Raw genomic sequence first — 19,444 nt, forward strand, 5'->3', positions numbered from 1 at the left:
GCGTTCGGCCCTGCTATAGCGCGATCGATCGCGCGCGTCGGCCTAAAAGGACGGCTGGTCGGGGTCGCCGTCGCCAACCGGCGCGTGGATGCCACATTCCACCTTGTCCCACCCTTTCCAGCGGCCCGAGCGCGGGTCTTCGCCGGGGGCGACTTTGCTGGTGCACGGCGCGCAGCCGATCGAGGGGAAGCCCCTGGCAACCAGCGGATGCACCGGCAGATCGTGCGCGACGAAATAGTCGGTCAGGTCGGCCTGGGTCCAGGTCGCGAGCGGGTTGAGCTTGAGCCGCCCGAAATCGTCCGACGCATCGTGCTCGAAGCGCGGCAACGCACTGCGCGTCGATGCCTGGAACGCCTTGCGCCCGGTCACCGTCGCGTCGAACCCCGCCAGCGCACGCGCCAGCGGCACGACCTTGCGGATTTCGCAACAGCCATCGGGGTCGTACGACCAGCGCAGCCCGGTCTCGTCGCGCTTGGCCAGCGTCAGCGGATCGGGGCGCAGGATACGCAGATCGGTCAACCCCAACCGCTCGACCAACTGGTCGCGGTACAGCAGCGTCTCGGGAAAATGCTTTTCGGTATCAAGGAACAGCACCGGCACGCTGCGATCGACGCTCGCGACCAGGTGCAGCAACGCCGCCGATTCGGCACCGAACGACGACACAATTGCTGCATCGCCGAGCATCGCCTCGCCAAGCACGGCGCGCAGCATTTCCACCGTGTCGCGCCCGCGGAACAGCTCGTCCAGCCGGTGTGCGTCGGACGCGGTGAAGCGCGGACCGGTATCGATCCGGTCGATCGGGCGAAGCAGGGCATTAGCCATGCCGTAGCTTCCACACCGGCGCACGCCCATCGGCCGCCGATTGGTAGACATTCTGGTAGCGCGTCAGCGCGCGGTCGAGCACCGCAGCATCGATCGCAGCGGCGGGCGCGAAGCTGTCGAAACCGCAGCGGCGCATCAGCGGCAGTTGGTCGACCAGCACGTCGCCCTCGGCGCGCAGTTCGCCGGTATAGCCAGCCTCGCGCAGCACTCGCGCCGCCGAATAGCCGCGCCCGTCGCGGAAGGTCGGAAAGCCGATCTCGATCAGCGCGATCCGGTCGAGATTACCAAGCAACGCACGCGCGTCCTCGCCGGCTTCGATGCGCACGGCGGTGGCGTTCGATTGGCCGAGGAACGATTCCAGCGTCACCGCGGGCTCGTCATGCGGCTCGTCGTCGCGAAAGCGCAGCAGCGTCTCGCCGGTGCCCGCTTCGTTGGCGATGTCATGCAGGGCCATAAATCGCCTCCTTGAAGGGTTCCATGCCGATGCGGCGATAGGTGTCGACGAAGCGCTCGCCCTGTTCGCGGTGCGCGAGATAGACGTCGGTGGCCTTTTCGACCGCGTCGACGACGCCATCCTCCGAAAAGCCCGGGCCGGTGATCTTGGCGAGGCTGACGTCCTCGGCCCCCGAACCGCCAAACGATAGCTGGTAGTTTTCGAGGCCTTTCTTGTCGACGCCAAGGATGCCGATATGGCCGGCATGGTGATGGCCGCAGGCGTTGATGCAGCCCGAGATCTTGAGCTTCAATTCGCCCAATTCGCGCTGGCGATCGAGATCGGCGAAGCGCTCGGCGATCTTCTGCGCGACCGGGATCGAGCGCGCATTGGCGAGGCTGCAATAATCGAGGCCGGGGCAGGCGATGATGTCGCTGATCAGGTCGAGATTGGCCTCGGCCAGCCCCGCCTCGTGCAGCGCCTGCCATACCGCGTACAGATCGGCCTTGCGGACATGCGGCAGGACGATGTTCTGCGCGTGGGTGACGCGCAGTTCGTCGAAGCTGTAGCGCTGCGCAAGATCGGCCATCAGGTCGATCTGGTCGGCGCTGGCGTCGCCCGGAATGCCGCCCGCGGGCTTCAGGCTGATCGTCGCGATCGCATGGCCCGGCTGCTTGTGCTGCTTGACGTTCTGGTCGAGCCACACCGCGAAATCGGGATCGCTGCGATCGAGCGTGTCGGGTGCGTCGCCGGCGAAGGCCGGCGGTGCGAAGAACGCCTTGATCCGCTCGAACTCGGCGGCGGGCGGGTCGATTCCAAGCGCCTTGACCGCGACGAACTCTTCCTCGACCTGGCGGCGATATTCGTCGGCGCCGATCTCGTGGACCAGGATCTTGATCCGCGCCTTGTAGATATTGTCGCGGCGGCCGTAGCGATTGTACACGCGCAGGCAGGCTTCGAGATAGCTCAGCAAGTCCGATAACGGCACGAATTCGGCGATTTCGGTGGCGATCATCGGGGTACGGCCCATGCCGCCGCCGACGAACACGCGGGCGCCGTGCGCACCGTCGCGCTCGACGATTTCGATGCCGATATCGTGCAGCCGCATCGCCGCGCGGTCTTCCTTGGCGGCGATCACCGCGATCTTGAACTTGCGCGGCAGATAGCTGAATTCGGGGTGGAAGCTGCTCCACTGGCGCAGCAATTCCGCCCAGGGGCGCGGATCGGTGATCTCGTCGGCGGCAGCGCCGGCGAACTGGTCGGACGAGATATTGCGGATGCAATTGCCCGAGGTCTGGATCGCATGCATCTCGACCGTTGCCAGCTCGGCGAGGATGTCGGGCGTGTCCTCGAGCTTGATCCAGTTGAACTGCAGGTTCTGCCGCGTGGTGAAGTGGCCATAGCCGCGATCATAGTTGCGCGCGATATGCCCCAGCATCCGCATCTGCCGGCTGTCGAGCGTGCCATAGGGGATCGCGACGCGCAGCATATACGCGTGGAGCTGCAGATACAGGCCGTTCATGAGCCGCAGCGGCTTGAACTGGTCCTCGCTCAGCTCGCCCGACAGGCGGCGTTCGACCTGGTCGCGAAACTCGGCGACGCGGGTGTCGACCAAGTTCTGGTCGTATTGGTCATATTGGTACATCTTAGATTACCCAGTTGCCCGCCGACGGATCGGCGGGTTTCAACGTCAGATCGGGGCGTATTGTCGGGCCGAGCGCGCGGACGCGGTCCTTGATATGCGCGGGGCGGGGGCCTTCGGGGGTGGCGGTCGCGTCGATCACATAGGGCACGTTGACGCGCCGCGCGGCCTCTTCCTGGCGCGCCAGTGCTTCGCCCGCCTCGCCGACATCGGCCGAGTCTTCCACGTGCCGCGACCAGCCCGAGCCGGTCCACCACACCACGTCGCCGGTCTTCAGATCATTGCCGGTCAGTATCTTCACGCAATATTCTCCGCCACTTTGGCCCAGCGTGCCAATTTGTCCTGCGCGTCCGACAGTTCGACCACTTCGCCCACGACGATGATCGCGGGGCTGGCCACCTGCTCGCGATCGACCATCGCGCCGAGATCGGCAAGCAAGGTCTTGAGCGCGCGGCTGCCTTCGCAGGTGCCGCGTTCGAGCACCGCCACCGGCATGTCGGGTGCGACGCCTTCGCCCATCAGCTTTTCCGCAATGTCGCTCGCGGTGGCGACGCCCATGTAGATCACCAGCGTGCGGCCCTGGCCCGCGAGCCCCGACCAGTCCTGATCGGCGAGCCCCTTGCACTGGCCCGCGACGAAACTCACCGCGCTCGAATGATCGCGGTGCGTCAGCGGCAGCATCGCCTCGGCTGCGCAACCCAGCGCCGCCGAAACGCCGGGGATCACCTCGACGCGAAGCCCAGCAGCGCGCACCGCCTCGACCTCTTCACCGCCGCGCCCGAAGATGAACGGGTCGCCGCCCTTGAGCCGAACGACGATCGCGCCCGTCTTCACATGCGCGACGATCAGCGCGTTGATGCCGTCCTGCGGCACGGTGTGGCGCGCGCGCTTCTTGGCGACCGAGATGCGCTGTGCCCCGGCGGGCGCCAGATCGAGCACGCGCGGATCGACCAGGCCGTCGTGGATGACGATATCGGCCGATCGCAGCGCTTCGACCGCGCGAACGGTGAGCAGCCCGGGGTCGCCGGGGCCGGCGCCGACCAGGATGACGCGTCCGCGCGCGGTAGGATCGAGGAGACTTGCCATGTAGGGTAAATGGTCGCTCGGTGGGGTACGGGCAACCGATGTTGCTTTGGGGCGGGGGAAGGGATTCTTTCCCTGGCCTATTCCGCGTCGTATTCCTCGGTCGGGATGCGGCGCTGCCAGACGATCGCGGGCAGGGCGATGCGTTGCCCCGCGCTGCCGTCCCATTCGACCGCGAACCCTGCCGCGCGCAACGCCGCGCTCACCGCCTCGCCGACCGCCAGGCCGGCCGCCGGATCGTCGCCCAGCGCACCGAAGGCGATCTCTAGCCCGTCGCCGTCGATCGCGGCTTCGACGTCCTGGCCGTGGAAGAAGCAATAGCCGCGATAGGTACCCTCGGGCTCCTCGGCGACGACCTCGCCCACATCGTCATGCCCGTCGGCGATCGTGTATCCGGCGTGCTGCAACGCGCAGATGCCGTCGTCGTGCAGCGCTTCGAACACCGCATCGAGCCGGTCGCAATCGGTTTCGGCGGGCCAGGTCGCTTCGGCCGCCAGCTTCTCGGCGAAGCTGGCGTCGATCGCGGCGCGCAGCGCCTCGACATCGTCGTCGGGCTCGACGATTTCCTCGAGCAGCTCGCGCGCCTCGTCGATCGTGTAGAAGCCCGACCACGCCCATTTGCGGATCGAATCGAGCGCATATTCCTCGTCGGTCATCACTGTCCTTTAGCTGTCGCGCATGCCGATGCCGATGCTGCCGCGCGCCTGTTCGGCTTCGCTCGACACCACCGGAAAGGCGCAATAATCCGCCGCATAATAAGCGCTGGGGCGGTGGTTGCCCGACCAGCCGACCCCGCCGAAGGGTGCCGCCGACGACGCGCCGTTGGTCGGGCGGTTCCAGTTGACGATGCCGGCGCGGATATTTGCCCAGAACTGATCGTATAATTTGGGGTCCTGGCTCACCAGGCTCGCCGACAGCCCGTAGCGGGTGTTGTTCGCCTCGGCGATCGCCTGCTCGAACGTATCGGTGCGGATCACCTGTAGGATCGGCCCGAACAGCTCGATATCGGGGCGTTCGCTCGCGCCCGTCATGTCGATGAGGCCGGGGGTGAGGAACGGGCGGCCCTCGATCGAGCGCTGGAGATAGCGGATCGGCCGGCCGCCGCTGGTCGACAGCGCCAGGAAGCTTTCGGTGAGCATGTCGGCGGTATCGTTGTCGATCACCGGCCCCATGAAAGGCTGCGGATCGGCATGCGGTTCGCCGATGATCAGCCGGCCGACCAGCTTGTTCACTTCCTCGACCAGCGGATCGTATAATTTGGCATCGACGATCAGCCGCCGCGCGGCGGTGCAGCGCTGCCCCGCGCTGGTGAAGGCCGATTGCACCACCACCACCGCGGCGGCGTAGAGATCGGGGGTCGACCACACCACGATCGGGTTGTTGCCGCCCATTTCGAGCGCGAGGATCTTTTCGGGCTTGTCGGCAAAGGCGCGATTGAGCGCGAGGCCGGTGCGCGCCGATCCGGTGAATAACAGCCCGTCGATATCGGGATGGCCCGCCAGCGCCTTGCCCTCCTCGGGGCCGCCGAGCAGCAGCCGTACGGTGTTTTCGGGCACGCCCGCGGCGCGATAGCAATCGATCAGGAACGCGCCGACCGCGGGGGTCTTTTCCGACGGCTTGAACACCACCGCATTGCCCGCGAGCAGCGCGGGGACGATGTGGCCGTTGGGCAGATGCGCGGGGAAATTATACGGACCAAGCACCGCGAGCACGCCATGCGGCTTGTGGCGCAGCGCCAGCCGCGCGCCCATCTGCGCTTCGATCCGGCGCTGCCCGGTGCGCTCGGAAAAGGCGGTGACCGAAATATCGACCTTGGCGACTACAGTGTCGACTTCGGTACGCGCTTCCCAGAGCGGCTTGCCGGTCTCGCGCGCGATCAGGTCGGCAAAGGCTTCGTGCTTGCTGCGCACGACATTGGCGAAGCGGCGCAGCGTCTCGATGCGGAAGGCGAGCGGACGCGCGGCCCATTCGGACCAGCCGGCGCGCGCGGCGGCGACCTCGGCATCGGCATCGCCCGCCACCCCCTGCCACAGCACTGCGCCGGTCGCCGGCTCGGTCGAAAAAAGGTCCTGTCCGGCCACTCGCACGCCTTCTTTATCTGGCAATCGCTGCTTCTGGCCGGCTTGTGCCGCAAATCGCGGCGCGTTGCCAGCGCAGTGGTTCGCGGCTCACGCCAGCGCTTCGCCCATCGCCCGGATCGCGGCGACCTTGGCGTGGAGCGGCGCCCAATCGTCACGCTCGTCGATTGCCGCCCATAACGCCTCGACCTCCTCGATCGGCATTCCGCAGGCGGGGTCGGCCCAATGCGCATGATCGCGCGGCTTGCGCGGGGTGTAGCGCGCCAGCAATTCGCGAACCCCGGCAAAGCCTTCGCCATACTGGTCGGGCACCGTTCCGCCGAAGCTGTCGTGGAAGAACGGATCGATCGCCGTACCGCCCGTGACCAGCGCCTGTTCGAGTGCCTCGACCAGTGCCGCATCGCTGGCATCATCGAGAGGCATCACCCCCAACCGCCACAGCATCGCGCGCACGATCTCGATCCGGTAGCGCTCGGCGAAGCGATCGAGCTGAGCAATCAGCGGCGGCGCTTCACTGACGGTGCGCAGCGCGACCGCGAGCTGCATGCAGTTCCAGTGGATCGCCTCGGGCTGGCGACCGAAGGCGTAGAGCCCGGCATGGTCGAAATAGGCGGCGGTGAAGCTCGGGTCCCAGCTTTGCGCGAAACGCCACGGGCCGTAATCGAAGCTTTCGCCGGTGACGTTGATATTGTCGGTGTTGAGCACGCCGTGGACGAACCCCGCCGCCATGTAGCTCGCCGCCAGCCGCGCGGTGCGGTCGACGACATGGCCGAGCAACCGGGCAGGGCCATCGTCGCCTACATCCTCGCCATAGTAATGGCGCAGCACATAGGCGACCAGCGCCTCCATATGCTCGGCGTCGCGCAGATAGGCGAGCCGCTGGAAGGTGCCGATGCGGATATGCCCGTGGCTGAGGCGCACGAGCACCGCCGAGCGGGTGGGCGAGGGCTCGTCGCCGCGTTCGAGCGCCTCGCCGGTCTCGATCACCGACAAGGTGCGCGAGGTTTCGACGCCGAGCGCCTCGAGCATCTCGGTCGCTAGGATTTCGCGCACCGCGCCCTTGAGCGTCAGCCGCCCGTCGCCGAAGCGGCTCCACGGCGTCTGTCCCGATCCCTTGGTGCCCAGGTCCATCAGCCGCCCGGCATCGTCGCGCAGCTGCGCGTAGAGGAACCCGCGCCCGTCGCCGATATCGGGATTATATTGCCGGAACTGATGCCCGTGATAGCGCAGCGCCAGCGGGGTATCGAGGCTGCCCGGCAGCGGCGGGAAGCGGGCGAGATGCGCGATCCAGTTGGCATCGCTCCAGCGATCCAGGCCTATGCCGGCGGCAGCGCGATCGTTGCGGAAGCGCAATATCGTCTGCGGAAAGTCGGCGCCCTGTACCGGATCGTAGAACGCGTCGCCCAGTTCGAGGATCGCGCGTTCGGGTCGTGCTTGCGTGTCATCGGCCATCCGGCGATATGGGTGGCGATGGCCGCTTCGCGCAACCTTGCCCGCTACACCGATGCCTATTGGTGGTCGAATGACGGGCTCCGCCTGCATTATCGCGACTATGCCGGTCCAGCCGACCGGCCCGCGATCCTGTGTATCCCCGGCCTCACGCGCAACGCGCGCGATTTCGAGGGCGTCGCCGAACGGCTCGCGGGCGAATGGCGGGTGATCGCGGTCGATCTGCGCGGGCGCGGCGAAAGCGCCTATGCGCGCGATCCGATGACCTATGTGCCGCTGACCTATCTGCAGGATATCGGCCGGCTGGTCGACGAACTTGCACTCGATAGCGTGATCGCGTTCGGCACCTCGCTCGGCGGCATCCTGACGATGCTGCTCGCGGCGGCGGGGCGGCCGAAGCTGGCAGGCGCGCTGCTCAACGATGTCGGCCCCGAGCTCGACCCGCGCGGGCTGGCGCGGATCCGCGGCTATGTCGGCAAATCGTCGCAATATCCCACTTGGATGCACGCCGCGCGGACGATCGCAGAGCATAATGCCGACGTCTATCCCGAATATGGCATCGAACAATGGCTGGTGATGGCCAAGCGGCTGTACAAGCTCACCTCGGGCGGGCGGATCGTCCCCGATTACGACATGAAGATCGCCGAGCCGTTCCGCCTGCCGGGCAACGAGGCTGGCCCCGATATGTGGGGCGCCTTCCGCCAGCTGAAGCAGGTGCCGACGCTACTGGTGCGCGGCGAGGCGTCGGACATATTGGCGGCGGGGGTGGCCGAGCGGATGCTCGCCGAATTGCCGCAGGGGGAGTTGGTGACGGTGCCGGCAACGGGGCATGCGCCGACGCTGGATGAACCCGAGGCGGTGGCGGGGATTGATCGGCTGCTGGCTACAATCCAGTCCCCCTCCCGCTTGCGGGAGGGGTTAGGGGTGGGCCAGGCCTCAGGCGGCGTGCCCGGTGCAGATTTAGTCCCACCCCCGGCCCCTCCCGCAAGCGGGAGGGGGGAAGAAGCCCCCGACCTGCTGCTTTGACCGCGCCCGTCCATATCCTCCACCTCCATTCGTCCTTCGCGCTCGGCGGCAAGGAGGCGCGCGCGGTGCGGTTGATGAACGCGTTCGGCCCCGCCGCGCGGCACACGATCGTGTCGGGTATGCCGGGCGAGCTCGGTGCGCGCGCGGCGATCGCGCCGGGGATCGCGTACGAGATCGCGCAAGACCCGCCGCCGCTCACCGGCAAGCCCTCGGTCGCGCGCTACGACGCGATTGCCGGCTTCATGCGCCGCTTCGATCTGGTGCTGACCTATAATTGGGGCGCGATCGACGGGGTGATGGCCAAGCGCGTCTTCCCCAAGGGCGCGCCGCCGGTGGTGCATCACGAAGACGGCTTCAACAGCGACGAGGCCAAGGGGCTCAACCGGATGCGCAACGCCTATCGCCGGATGGCGATGGGGGTGGCGCATGCGATGGTGGTGCCCTCGCACCGGCTCGAAGACATCGCGCTCAAGATCTGGAAACAGCCGCGCGAGCGGGTGCACCGCATTCCCAACGGCATCGCGCTCGCCAATTATTATGTCGAGCCCAAGCGCAACGCGATTCCCGGCTTCCGCCCCAAGGGGCGCCGTCCGGTGGTCGGCACGCTTGCGGGGCTGCGTCCGGTCAAGGACCTGCCGCTGCTGGTGCGCGCGGTCGGCGGCATCCCGCTCGACACCGAATTGGTGATCGTCGGCGAGGGACCCGAGCGCCAGACGATCGTCGATGCGGCCGAGGCGATGTTCATGGAGGACCGCGTCCACCTGCCCGGCTTCCTGCGCGATCCGCACAAATATATGGGGCTGTTCGACGTTTTCGCGCTGTCGTCGCAGAGCGAGCAGCAACCGATTTCGGTGATCGAGGCGATGGCGACCGGCTTGCCGGTGGTCGCGCCCGATGTCGGCGACATCCGCCACATGGTCTCGGAGGAGAACCTGCCCTATATCAGTCCCGATCGGCATGAGGTGCATCTGCGCGATCGGCTGGCGATCCTGGTGCAGAACCCCGAGCTTCGCGCGCGGATCGGCAACGCCAACCGGATCAAGGCCGCGCAATTGTTCGACGAACAGGCAATGATCGCCGCGTATCGCGATTTATATAGCGCGGCGATGCGTCGCCCGGGTGTGTTAGGACCGTAACTTTAACTCGCCAGCCTCGGCTGGTCCCGCTAACGCGCGCCCGGTATTTTGCGCGCAGATATATCGCCTGGAGGAAGTTTTGTTCAAAGGCCTGTCGCCGATCGTGTATAATGGCCGCGAGGTTTGGCCTCTGGTCGAGGGTGGAAAAGGGGTAGCCGCTACCAACCATGCATCGGCAGGCGCCTGGGCCGCTGCCGGTGGCATCGGCACCGTGAGCGCGGTCAACGCCGACAGCTACGACCCCGACGGCAAGATCATCCCGCAGGTCTATCGCGCGCTCACGCGCCGCGAACGCCACGAAGAGCTGATCGAATATGCGATCGAAGGCGCGGTCCAGCAGGTCGAGCGTGCTTATGAGATCGCCGACGGCAAGGGCGCGATCAACATCAACGTGCTGTGGGAAATGGGCGGCGCGCAGCGCATCCTGCACGGCGTGCTCGATCGTACCCGCGGCAAGGTGGCGGGCGTCACCTGCGGCGCGGGGATGCCCTACAAGCTCAGCGAGATCGCGGCGTCGTACAACGTCCATTACCTGCCGATCGTCAGCTCGGGCCGCGCGTTCAACGCGCTGTGGAAGCGTGCCTATTCGAAGGCCGCCGAATGGCTGGCGGCGGTGGTGTACGAGGATCCCTGGCTCGCCGGCGGGCATAACGGGCTGTCGAACGCCGAAGACCCGCTCAAGCCGCAGGATCCCTATCCGCGCGTGAAGGCGCTGCGCGACGTCATGCGCGAAGGCGGCATTCCCGACAGCACCCCGATCGTGATGGCGGGCGGCGTCTGGTATCTGCGCGACTGGAGCGACTGGATCGACAATGACGAACTGGGTGCGATCGCCTTCCAATACGGCACCCGTCCGCTGCTGACGCAGGAAAGCCCGATCCCCGAGGGGTGGAAGGCGCGGCTGATGGGGCTCGAGCCCGGCGACGTGCTTCTCCACCGCTTCTCGCCCACCGGCTTTTATTCCTCGGCAGTGCGCAACCCGTTCCTGCGCAACCTAGAGATGCGATCGGAGCGGCAGATCGCCTTCTCGACGCAGGAAGCCGGCGACCATGTGTTCCAGCTCGACGTCGGCGTGAAGGGAAAGAATTTCTGGGTCACCCGCAACGACCTGCTGCGCGCGCGCGAATGGTTCGGCCTCGGCTTCACCGACGCGCTCAAGACCCCCGACAATACGCTGGTGTTCGTGACGCCCGAGGAAAAGGGCGTGATCCGCAAGGACCAAGCCGATTGCATGGGCTGCCTCAGCCACTGCGCCTTCTCGTCGTGGAAGGACACCGAGACCAATTCGACCGGCCGGCTCGCCGATCCGCGCAGCTTCTGCATCCAAAAGACGCTGCAGGACATCGCGCATGACGGCCCCGTCGAGCAAAACCTGATGTTCGCCGGGCACAATGCGTATAACTTCAAGAAGGACCCGTTCTATTCGAACGGTTTCGTTCCCAGCGTCAAGCAGCTGGTCGATCGCATCCTGACCGGCGACTGAGCCGCCAGAGGCTACCGGGGCGCGATCGACGCGCCCCGGTGCTTGCGACTATTTCCCCGATTCCAGCACGATCAGCGATACGCCGGTACGCGGCAGCGTGAGGTCGAGCGTCGCGCCGTTTCGCTGCATCGTGATCGACGGGCCGGCGATGCTCGCCAGCTCGCCCGCCTTGAGCAATTCGGCGCGCTGCGGATTGGTCGGCGCCAGCGGCGACCCCATGTTCAGCCACGCGGCATAGCTGTTCGAGTGCGTGCGATCGACGCGATATTGCGTCACGCGCGGATTGCTGCGCAGCGCGGCGGGCAGGTTGGCGATCGCGAGGCGAACCGCGGCGTCGGGGCCGGGGCGGTCGTCGTCATGATAATGCCAGACCAGCATTGCCAGCCGATTGCCGTCGATCGCGGCGATGCTGCCGATATCGGGCGCGCCGCGCACGCCATTGGCGAGCACGTCGTCGAGCGCGCGTTGTTGATCGGAGACCGCGGGCACCACGCGCCCTTTCAGCATCGCGAACATCTTGAAGACGTTCATCACCGGCAGGTCGATTCCGCCCGAGGTGAGCTGGCGGAACCCCGCAAAGGGCGCCTGGTCCTCGAATTCGAACGCCCAGGTGAGGATACCCTCCAGGTTCAGCCCGCGCCGCTGCGCCAATTGCTGCAACCGCACGAACGAGGCGACGGTGTAGCTCGAATACATCGTGCCGTTGCGATAGGCGTTGGCTGGCCCCTGGCATGCCGCGCAGCCCTCCGGATCGGCCTCGCCGATGATGATCGGTTTCTTCCGGAACACCGGATCGGCGGCGATCTGCGCATATTCGTTCTCGGCAGCCTTGAGCTGGGTCGCCAGCCCCATCCGGACATATTGCCCTGCGCCTTCGCCCACCAGTTCGGGATTGCCCTTGGCGTGGAACGACACGAAGTCGGTGGGGGTGCCCGCCTGCTTCACATGCTGCATGAAGGCGGTGAGATATTGGTCCCCCGCGCCGGCGATGTCGGGCCCGCCGACGCGCGCTTCGGGCAGCGCCCGGCGCACGCCGCGGATCGCCGAATCGTGCAGCCGGAAGAATTCGGCCTGGGTGCCGCCCCAATAATATTGCGGCAGATTGGGCTCGTTCCAGGTCTGGAAATACCAGCTGGCGACTTCGGCGCGGCCATAGCGCTCGACGCAATGCAACACCCATTGGAAGATCAGTTCTTCCCATTTGGCATAGTCGGTCGGCGGATAGGCCCAGCCGGTGCGCAGGCTGCCGCTGCCCGGGCGCCAGTCATGCTGATAGGGCCTGGGCTTCGACGACAGCGCCTCGGGCATGAAGCCGATCTCGACATAGGGCTTCACCCCGCGTTCGCGATAGGTGTCGAAGATGCGGTCGACGATCGTCCAGTCGTAACGCGGACGCCCCTGCGCATCCTCGGTATAGGCGTTGGTCGATCCCCATTTGAGCGCCGCGGTGCCGTCGCCCGTCGTCAGCAAATTGTGCGTGCGGAAATAGACGCGGTCGGGCGCCAGCGCGCCGAGCGTCGCCAGCGTCGTTCGCCCGTCCTTCATCGTCGCGTAATTGGGCTCGTCGGCGCCGAAGAAGCGCCACACCGGATCGACCGGCGCGTCGGGGCTACCAGCGTCGACCGCGATCGATACCGGGATCGCCGCCGCTTGCGCCGGGGCTGCGGGCGGGGTGCGTCGTTCCTGCGCGGGGCCGGCGGTGGCGGCGACCAGCGCGAGCGCGGCCGAGGCGGCCTTGAGCGTGCGGCGCATCAGCGCACCATCGCCGCATCGGCCCACACCACCGCGGCGGGGTTGCGCGCGTCGCCGCCGGTGGCGCGCGCGACGAGTTCGACGATCCGCACGCCCTTCACATCGGCGCTGAGCGGTTGCGCCGCCTCGCCGAAGCGCATCGGTCGCGACCGCGCGAGCAACTTGCCGTCGCCATAGACTTCGAAGCGGACGCCGGCGGTCGCCGCATCGCTCGAATCGTCGACGCCTACCGACGCGGTGAAGCGCGCGAAGCCGTTGTTGCGCACCTCCATCCGCGATCCCGTCAGCACGCCGAGCCCGGTATCGTAGTTGCGCGCCGCGACGCGAAGCACCTGGCCATAAACCGCGCGATCGGCCTGCGCGCCGCCCCAGCCCGAATATTGCGCATGCTCGCCGGGCCCCCGCGTGCCGCGCCAATGCGTGACCGACTGGTGGATCGTCGGATCGACGCGCGGCGCGACGACGCCGTCGACCGCCGGATTGACGTTGCCCGGCTGCTCCGAAAGGAACAGCCCGTTCGGCAGCCGCCGGGTACCGCTGGTGCGGAACACCAGGGTTTCGTGCGGCGCCAGTTTGAAGGCCTGTTCGCCGGTGAAGCTGCTGCGCTTGCCGCTCCACAGGTCGGTCAGCGCGACCGGCGCATCCTCGCGATATTTGAGCTGCGCGGCGGTCAAATGCACTTCTGCCGGTTCGGCGCTGCGGTTGAACAACGCCACCGCCTTGCCGCCGTCGGCGAGTGTCTTGACCAGGAACTGCACATCCTCGGACTGATAGGCGATCACCGCTTGGTTGCCCGCCGGATCCTGGTTCAGCGCGACGATCTGCGCGTTGCCGAAGATCGTGCGCTGCGCCGCGGTCAGCTTGCGCAGGTCATAGCCGATGATGAGCGGCGAGTTGATCATCGCCCAAAGCGAGAAGTGCGACCGCGCCTCGGTCAGATGATCGGCATCGAAATCGCCGGTGCCGACATACAGCATGTCGGCATCGTTCCACGATCCCGGATGCGCGTAGAGCGGGCGGGTGATCGCGGTGTCGAGGTTGGTGAGCATCCGCCCCCAGTGCGGCGAGATGTCGTCGCTGGTGCGCGAGCTGTTGCCCATATCCTTGCCCCAGGCGCGGACATCGGCCGATCCCCACAGGCACAGCGAAAAGACATAGTCGCCGCCGGGCCGGTGGCGCTGGAGCGCAGTGCCGACCGACTGGTACAGCGCCTTGACCGCGCCGACATCGGTGCGGCCGAGCGACTGCATGTCGATGATCGGCGGCAGCGCGCGATACATGCCGCTGCGCACGCGTTCGGCATCGGCGGGCAATCCGCGCACGCCGCAACCATCGACCTTGATGAAATCGAACCCCCATTCGCGGAAGAACAGGCCGATGTCCTGGTCGACATGGCCGTACAGCCCCACTTCGCGCTCCTGCACGCTGCCTTCGGGCTGGTTCTTGAAATCGGGGGTGTAGATCTGGCCGCAGCTGTTGCGGCCGATGTCCGAATAGATCCCCGCCTTCAGCCCCATCGCGTGGATCTTGTCGGTGAAGGGGCGGAAGCTGGTGTCGGTGCTGCCGGGCTTGCCCGCCGAGGGGAACTTGTCCGAACGGATCACCAGCCGGCCATCGGTCTGCCGCCGCTTGAGCCACCAGCCATCGTCGATGTTGACGTAGCGATAGCCCAGCCGCGACAGCCCGGTATCGACCAGCACGCGCGCCGATGCGAGGACCTTCTCCTCGTCGATGTCGCTGTTGAAGGCGTTCCAGCTGTTCCACCCCATCGGCGGCACCGCTGCCTGGCCGTCGGTATTCGCCGACCAGCGACCGCTGGGGGCCAGCGGATCGGCGGCGGCTGCGGGGGCAGGGGAAACCGGTGCGCGCGGCGCATCGGGCGCCGCTGCCAGCATCACCGGCAATACCGCGATAAGCCACAGGCGGTTGGTCCTGATGGTCACGGCTGGGTCTCCGTCAGATGCTTCGAAAAGAAGGGCATCACATGATCCTGGAAGCGTTCGGCGACATGGCTGACATGGTCGCCCGAATAGATCTGGAAGCTGTTGGCGATGCCGTAGCGATCGAGCGCGGCGTGGAGCTTGGCGGCATCGTCCTTCAGCCCGTCGCGATCCCCGACGTCGATCGCGATCGCGGCATAGCGACGCAGATTGCCGACATATTGGTCGAGCATCGCCAGCGGCGCGTTGGCGGCCCAGCGCGCGAGCACGTCGGGCTGCACTTTGCCGTCCTTGACCGGCAAGTCGAGATAGAGCGGCGCGCGCGTCGGATTGGGCGACCAAGCCGCCGCACTCGCCAGGGTCGCGCGCAACATGAAGGGCAGCTTCGCCGAGTCCGCGGGCGTCTTGACGTTCTCGAGCGCCGCCATCGCCGCCGGATCGATCGTCGCGGCATTGCGCGGCGACAGGCAGCACGGGCTCATCATGTAGAGCGCGCCGAAGACGTCGGGATGCTTGAAGCCGATCCGCGTGGTGCCGTATCCGCCCATCGAATGCCCCGCCAGGCCGCGGCTGCGGCGATCGGCGATCGTGCGATAGTTGGCGTCGACATAGGCGACCAGATCGCGCGCGATGAACGCCTCGAAATCGCCGGTGGTGACCGAGCTCGAATACATCGATCCGTTGTGGACGGTCTTGCTGTCGGGGAAGACGACGATCATCTCGCCCGCGCCCTTGGCGAAGGCGCCTTCGATCGCCTGCGGCACCTGGATTTCCTTGGTCCATTGCTCGGCACCGATCGAATAGCCGTGCAGCGCGTAGAGCACGCGGTAGCGGCGCGTGGGGTTGGCGGCATAGCCGGGGGGCAGCACCACCAGCACGTCGCGATCGATGCTTTCGCCTTCCAGATTGCCCTCGATCGCCGCCGAGCGGACCTTGATCCGATCGACCGTCACCGCGCGGGCGCCGGGCACCGCCGCCAGCTTCTTGGTATCCACCTGCGCCTGTGCCGGCGCCGTCAGGCACAGCCCGAGCAGCGCCGCGCTCATCGCCAATCCGGTCTTCATCGTCGGTCGCATCGTCCGTCCCCCTCGTTGCTTCATTGCCGCATCAGCCGCGCGCCGGTCAGCGTGACCCGCTCCTTCGCTGCCAGTTCGATCTCGCGCCGCTCGCTTCCCAGCCGCACCGTCCATTTGCCCGGCCGGTCTGCGACCAGCGTCAGCCGATCGAGCTTGCCCGCCCGCCACGCCAGATCGACGCGGCAGCCGCCGCGCGCGCGAAGGCCGCTGACGCCGCCCTGCGGCCATGCGGCGGGGAGCGCGGGGAGCGCATGGATCACCTCGCCCTCGCTCTGCATCAGCATCTCGGCGATTGCGCGCGCGCCGCCGAAATTGCCGTCGATCTGGAAGGGCGGGTGCGCGTCGAACATGTTGGGATAGGTGCGCTGGGGGCCGAGCAGGAAGCGAAGGATGCTATGCGCATGCTCGCCGTCGCGCAGCCGCGCCCACAGATTGATGCGCCATGCCGTCGCCCATCCGGTCGCCTCGTCGCCGCGCTGTTCGAGCGTGCGACGCGCTGCCGCGGCGAGCGCAGGCGTGCGATCGAGGTCGATCTGCGCGCTGGGGAACAGGCCGTACAAATGCGAGACGTGGCGATGCAGCGGTTCGGGCGCCCCCGCGTCCCAATCTTCCTGCCACTCCTGCAACTGGCCCTGCGCGCCGATCCGATCGGGCGCGAGCCGCGCGCGCGCCGCCTGAATTTCACGCGCGAAATCGGCGTCACGGCCCAGGATCGCGGCGGCGCGTGCGGTCTGGTCGAACAGGTCGCGCAGGATTTGCTGGTCCATTGCCGGCCCGGCGCACACCGCCACCCCCTTGTGATGCTCGTTCTCGGGCGAGATCGACGGGCTGGTCATCAGCCGCCCGCTCGCCGGATCGGTCACCAGCGTGTCGAGGAAGAACATGCAGGCGCCCTGCAGCAGCGGATAGATCGAATCGAGGAACGCCGGGTCGCGGCTATAGTCGTAATGGTCCCACAGATGCGTGCATAGCCACGCGCCGCCGGTCGGCCACAGCCCCCATTGCGCGCCGTCGATCGGCGCGGTCGCGCGCCACAGATCGGTATTGTGATGCGTCACCCATCCGCGCGCGCCGTACATTGCGCGCGCGGTCTTCGCCCCGGTCACCGCGAGATCGCGCACCATCGCCACCAGCGGCTCGACGCATTCGGGCAGCGCCAGCGGCTCGGCGGGCCAGTAGTTCATCTCGGTATTGATGTTGATCGTGTATTTCGATTCCCAGGCGGGCTTGTTGCTGTCGTTCCAGATGCCCTGCAGGTTCGCCGGCTGGGTGCCCGGCCGTGACGAACAGATCAGCAGATAGCGGGCATAGGCGAAATAGAGCGCCGCCAGCGCCGGATCGTCGCGCTGCTGCGCGGCGATGATGCGCTTGTCGGTGGGCAAGGCGGCGCCGGGGCTGTCGCCCAGATCGAGCGCGACCCGGCGATAGAGCCTGCGATGTTCGACCGCGGTCTCGTCGGCCAGCCGTTCGAACGGGCGGGTCGAAGCATCGGCGATCTGCGCGGCGACGATCGCTTGCGGATCGCCGCCGACGTCGTCGAAGCGGCGAAAGCTGGTGGCGATCGCGACCAGGATGGTGACGGTATCGGCGCCGCGCACGCGCAGCTTGGCGCCCTCACGCGTCAACTCGCCGCCGCCCGGCACGACGCGAACCTGCGCTGCGAAGCGCAGCGCACCCGGTATCCCTTCAGCGGTGCCGTTGACGCCGGTCAGCACCAGCCGGTCGCCCTGCGCTGCCACGGTGGCGGCGTGCGGGGTGGTCAGCGCGATGTCGAGGTCGATCGCGCCGCGCCGATCCGCTGTAAGCTGCACCGCGATCACCTGCCGCGTCGGCGAGGCGATCACCCGCCGGACATAGTCGACCCCGCCCGCGGTGAAGCTGGTGGTCGCCATCGCCGCATCGAGGTCGAGCTCGCGGCGATAGGCCGAGGGTTCGCCCAGCGGCATCCGCAGTTCGAGGTCGCCCACCGTCTGGTAGGGCATCTGCTTCAGCGGCTTGGCCATCACCCGCTGGTTGGCAAGCGCCTGCGCCTCGGCATGGCGCCCCGCGGCGATCAGCGCGCGGACCTCGGGCAGCGCCGCCTTGGCATCGGGATTGACCGGGTCATAGGGCCCGCCCGCCCACAAGGTATCTTCGTTGAGCTGCAGCCGCTCGCTCGCGACACCGCCGAACACCATCGCTCCCAACCTGCCGTTGCCGATCGGCAGCGCCTGCGTCCATTCGGTCGCGGGGGCTTCGTACCAGAGCCGGTCGGCGCGCGGTGTCGGTTGCGCCGGCCGGGCCAGCGCCTCGGGCAGCGCGAGCACCGCCGACGCGCCGACCGATCCTTTGAGCAGCGCACGCCGCGTCGGCTGGTCGCCGGCGCGCGTCACGTGCGGTTGGCCTTCGAGTTCAGCTTCGGCAAATTGCCCTCCCCAATTCGGTCGCGATGCGCTCCCGCCGGGGCACCGTCGCGCGCAAGAAAGCCAAATTGTCCGAGTTAAGCAAGGAAATCCGGCGCTGCGCCTATTGCCGGCCCTGCGATTCCATCGTGTAGGCATGGCCGCCCGATGGATAGGGATTGACCGCAACGCGGGTGCCCATCTGCCCTTCGGGTCCGCCGAAGCTCGCGCGATGCCAATGGCCCTGTGGTGCCGAGATGACGTCGCCCGCGGCCGCGGTGAACACCCGCTGACCTTCGACCTGCAGCGTCACATTGCCCTCCATCACGAACCAGAATTCGTCATAGCCGACGTGGAAATGCCCCAGGTTCGACGCGGGCGGGGTGGGGGTGGCGCGGCCGCGGATGTTGTTCACGAACAGATGCTGGTCGGCGATGAAGGCGCTGGCGCGCGCGCCGCCTTCGACGACGTCGCCATAATAATCGAGGAAGGGCTTGCCGCGCTCGCCGATCGGGCCCGGGCCACCGGTGACGATGCGGCGATCATAGACCCAGCCCGCCGCCTTGGGCGCGGCGGTTGTCGTGTCGAGCGGATAGAGCGGCATGTCGCTCGCCGCGTTGATCTGGAAATACAGCGCGGGCTGGCTGCCGAGCGTCTCGATCGTGAAGGGAATGCGGAAGGGGATGTCGATCTCGAACCCCTTGCGCGCGGTGAAGGATGGCTGGCCGTCGAGGCTGACGCGCACTTCGCCTTCCCATACGATGATCGCGGTGCGGTTGTCCGAATAAGCGAGCGACGGCGTCTTCTGCCCGGGCGCCAGCTGGTGCCAGTCGGCGACCAGGTCCTTGTTGCGGACGATCGGCTGGGTCCAGCTGGCCTTGCCGCGGTGCATCGCCTTGGCGTCGGCGAGCTGCCAGCGCGGGCGATTGGGCGCGCGCCACGGCGTGTAGGGCGTCTTCTTGGGCACCCAGGCGGCGAGCGGCGGCGGCGGGGCGGGGCGCGCGGCCTGCGGCTGCGCAGGATTGGTCTGCGCCGAAGCCGCGACGGCGGTCGGCAGCAGCATCGCGCCGATGATCAGGTAGATGTTATTGCGCTTCACAAGTCTCTCCTAAGTACCGGACCGTTGTTCGGGTCTCTGGATAT

General features: G+C 67.3%; 16 protein-coding genes. 3 read left to right on the forward strand and 13 right to left on the reverse strand.

Going from position 1 to position 19,444, the window contains the following annotated elements:
* Positions 1-42 precede the first annotated feature (42 nt).
* The 8 genes from NMP03_RS02425 to NMP03_RS02460 all read right to left on the reverse strand — a co-directional run bounded on the left by NMP03_RS02425 (position 43) and on the right by NMP03_RS02460 (position 7,510).
* Positions 43-822: a phosphoadenylyl-sulfate reductase gene (locus tag NMP03_RS02425; protein ID WP_256506955.1), complete on the reverse strand. Its 780-nt coding sequence runs from the start codon at positions 820-822 to the stop codon at positions 43-45.
* Positions 815-1,276, reverse strand: coding sequence for a DUF934 domain-containing protein (locus NMP03_RS02430; protein WP_256506956.1), 462 nt, complete (start codon positions 1,274-1,276; stop codon positions 815-817). The genes NMP03_RS02425 and NMP03_RS02430 overlap by 8 nt, the downstream gene beginning before the upstream one ends.
* On the reverse strand, positions 1,263-2,900 hold the full coding sequence (locus tag NMP03_RS02435; RefSeq protein WP_256506957.1) for a nitrite/sulfite reductase: 1,638 nt from the start codon (positions 2,898-2,900) through the stop codon (positions 1,263-1,265). Before NMP03_RS02435 ends, NMP03_RS02430 begins: the two co-directional genes overlap by 14 nt.
* Before the next feature lies 1 nt (position 2,901).
* Complete coding sequence (locus NMP03_RS02440) at positions 2,902-3,198, reverse strand: DUF2849 domain-containing protein (protein WP_256506958.1); 297 nt, start codon at positions 3,196-3,198, stop codon at positions 2,902-2,904.
* Complete coding sequence (cobA, locus tag NMP03_RS02445) at positions 3,195-3,983, reverse strand: uroporphyrinogen-III C-methyltransferase (protein ID WP_256506959.1); 789 nt, start codon at positions 3,981-3,983, stop codon at positions 3,195-3,197. Before cobA ends, NMP03_RS02440 begins: the two co-directional genes overlap by 4 nt.
* Positions 3,984-4,060: 77 nt before the next feature.
* Positions 4,061-4,636: a DUF6891 domain-containing protein gene (locus NMP03_RS02450; RefSeq protein ID WP_256506960.1), complete on the reverse strand. Its 576-nt coding sequence runs from the start codon at positions 4,634-4,636 to the stop codon at positions 4,061-4,063.
* A gap of 9 nt (positions 4,637-4,645) precedes the next feature.
* Complete coding sequence (astD, locus tag NMP03_RS02455) at positions 4,646-6,061, reverse strand: succinylglutamate-semialdehyde dehydrogenase (RefSeq protein WP_256506961.1); 1,416 nt, start codon at positions 6,059-6,061, stop codon at positions 4,646-4,648.
* Positions 6,062-6,148: 87 nt separating this feature from the next.
* The gene (locus tag NMP03_RS02460; RefSeq protein ID WP_256506962.1) at positions 6,149-7,510 is read right to left on the reverse strand and encodes a protein adenylyltransferase SelO; all 1,362 of its coding nucleotides are present in this window, start codon (positions 7,508-7,510) and stop codon (positions 6,149-6,151) included.
* An 18-nt stretch (positions 7,511-7,528) separates the two neighbouring features.
* On the opposite strand from NMP03_RS02460, the gene NMP03_RS02465 reads away from it, so the two are divergent.
* From NMP03_RS02465 to NMP03_RS02475, 3 genes are all read left to right on the forward strand, one after another.
* On the forward strand, positions 7,529-8,533 hold the full coding sequence (locus NMP03_RS02465; protein ID WP_256506963.1) for an alpha/beta fold hydrolase: 1,005 nt from the start codon (positions 7,529-7,531) through the stop codon (positions 8,531-8,533).
* Positions 8,530-9,669 carry a glycosyltransferase family 4 protein gene (locus tag NMP03_RS02470; RefSeq protein ID WP_256506964.1) on the forward strand — a complete coding sequence of 380 codons (1,140 nt, stop codon included), beginning with the start codon at positions 8,530-8,532 and terminating at the stop codon, positions 9,667-9,669. Before NMP03_RS02465 ends, NMP03_RS02470 begins: the two co-directional genes overlap by 4 nt.
* A gap of 79 nt (positions 9,670-9,748) precedes the next feature.
* The gene (locus NMP03_RS02475; RefSeq protein WP_256506965.1) at positions 9,749-11,152 is read left to right on the forward strand and encodes an NAD(P)H-dependent flavin oxidoreductase; all 1,404 of its coding nucleotides are present in this window, start codon (positions 9,749-9,751) and stop codon (positions 11,150-11,152) included.
* Positions 11,153-11,200: 48 nt separating this feature from the next.
* Here the strand turns inward: NMP03_RS02475 and NMP03_RS02480 are convergent, their stop codons facing one another.
* From NMP03_RS02480 to NMP03_RS02500, 5 genes are all read right to left on the reverse strand, one after another.
* On the reverse strand, positions 11,201-12,904 hold the full coding sequence (locus NMP03_RS02480; protein ID WP_256506966.1) for a GH39 family glycosyl hydrolase: 1,704 nt from the start codon (positions 12,902-12,904) through the stop codon (positions 11,201-11,203).
* Complete coding sequence (locus NMP03_RS02485; RefSeq protein WP_256507984.1) at positions 12,904-14,799, reverse strand: NPCBM/NEW2 domain-containing protein; 1,896 nt, start codon at positions 14,797-14,799, stop codon at positions 12,904-12,906. The genes NMP03_RS02480 and NMP03_RS02485 overlap by 1 nt, the downstream gene beginning before the upstream one ends.
* A gap of 44 nt (positions 14,800-14,843) precedes the next feature.
* Positions 14,844-15,908 (reverse strand): alpha/beta hydrolase, encoded by a 1,065-nt coding sequence (locus tag NMP03_RS02490; RefSeq protein WP_256506967.1) that lies wholly within the window; start codon positions 15,906-15,908, stop codon positions 14,844-14,846.
* Positions 15,909-15,940: 32 nt separating this feature from the next.
* Entirely contained in the window at positions 15,941-18,292 is a 2,352-nt protein-coding gene (locus NMP03_RS02495) for a glycoside hydrolase family 95 protein (protein ID WP_256506968.1), read from the reverse strand.
* Positions 18,293-18,425: 133 nt separating this feature from the next.
* Positions 18,426-19,400, reverse strand: coding sequence for a cupin domain-containing protein (locus NMP03_RS02500; RefSeq protein ID WP_256506969.1), 975 nt, complete (start codon positions 19,398-19,400; stop codon positions 18,426-18,428).
* Positions 19,401-19,444 lie beyond the last annotated feature (44 nt).

Origin of the sequence: Sphingomonas qomolangmaensis (assembly GCF_024496245.1) — a bacterium.
In the GTDB taxonomy this organism is placed as follows: domain Bacteria; phylum Pseudomonadota; class Alphaproteobacteria; order Sphingomonadales; family Sphingomonadaceae; genus Sphingomonas; species Sphingomonas qomolangmaensis.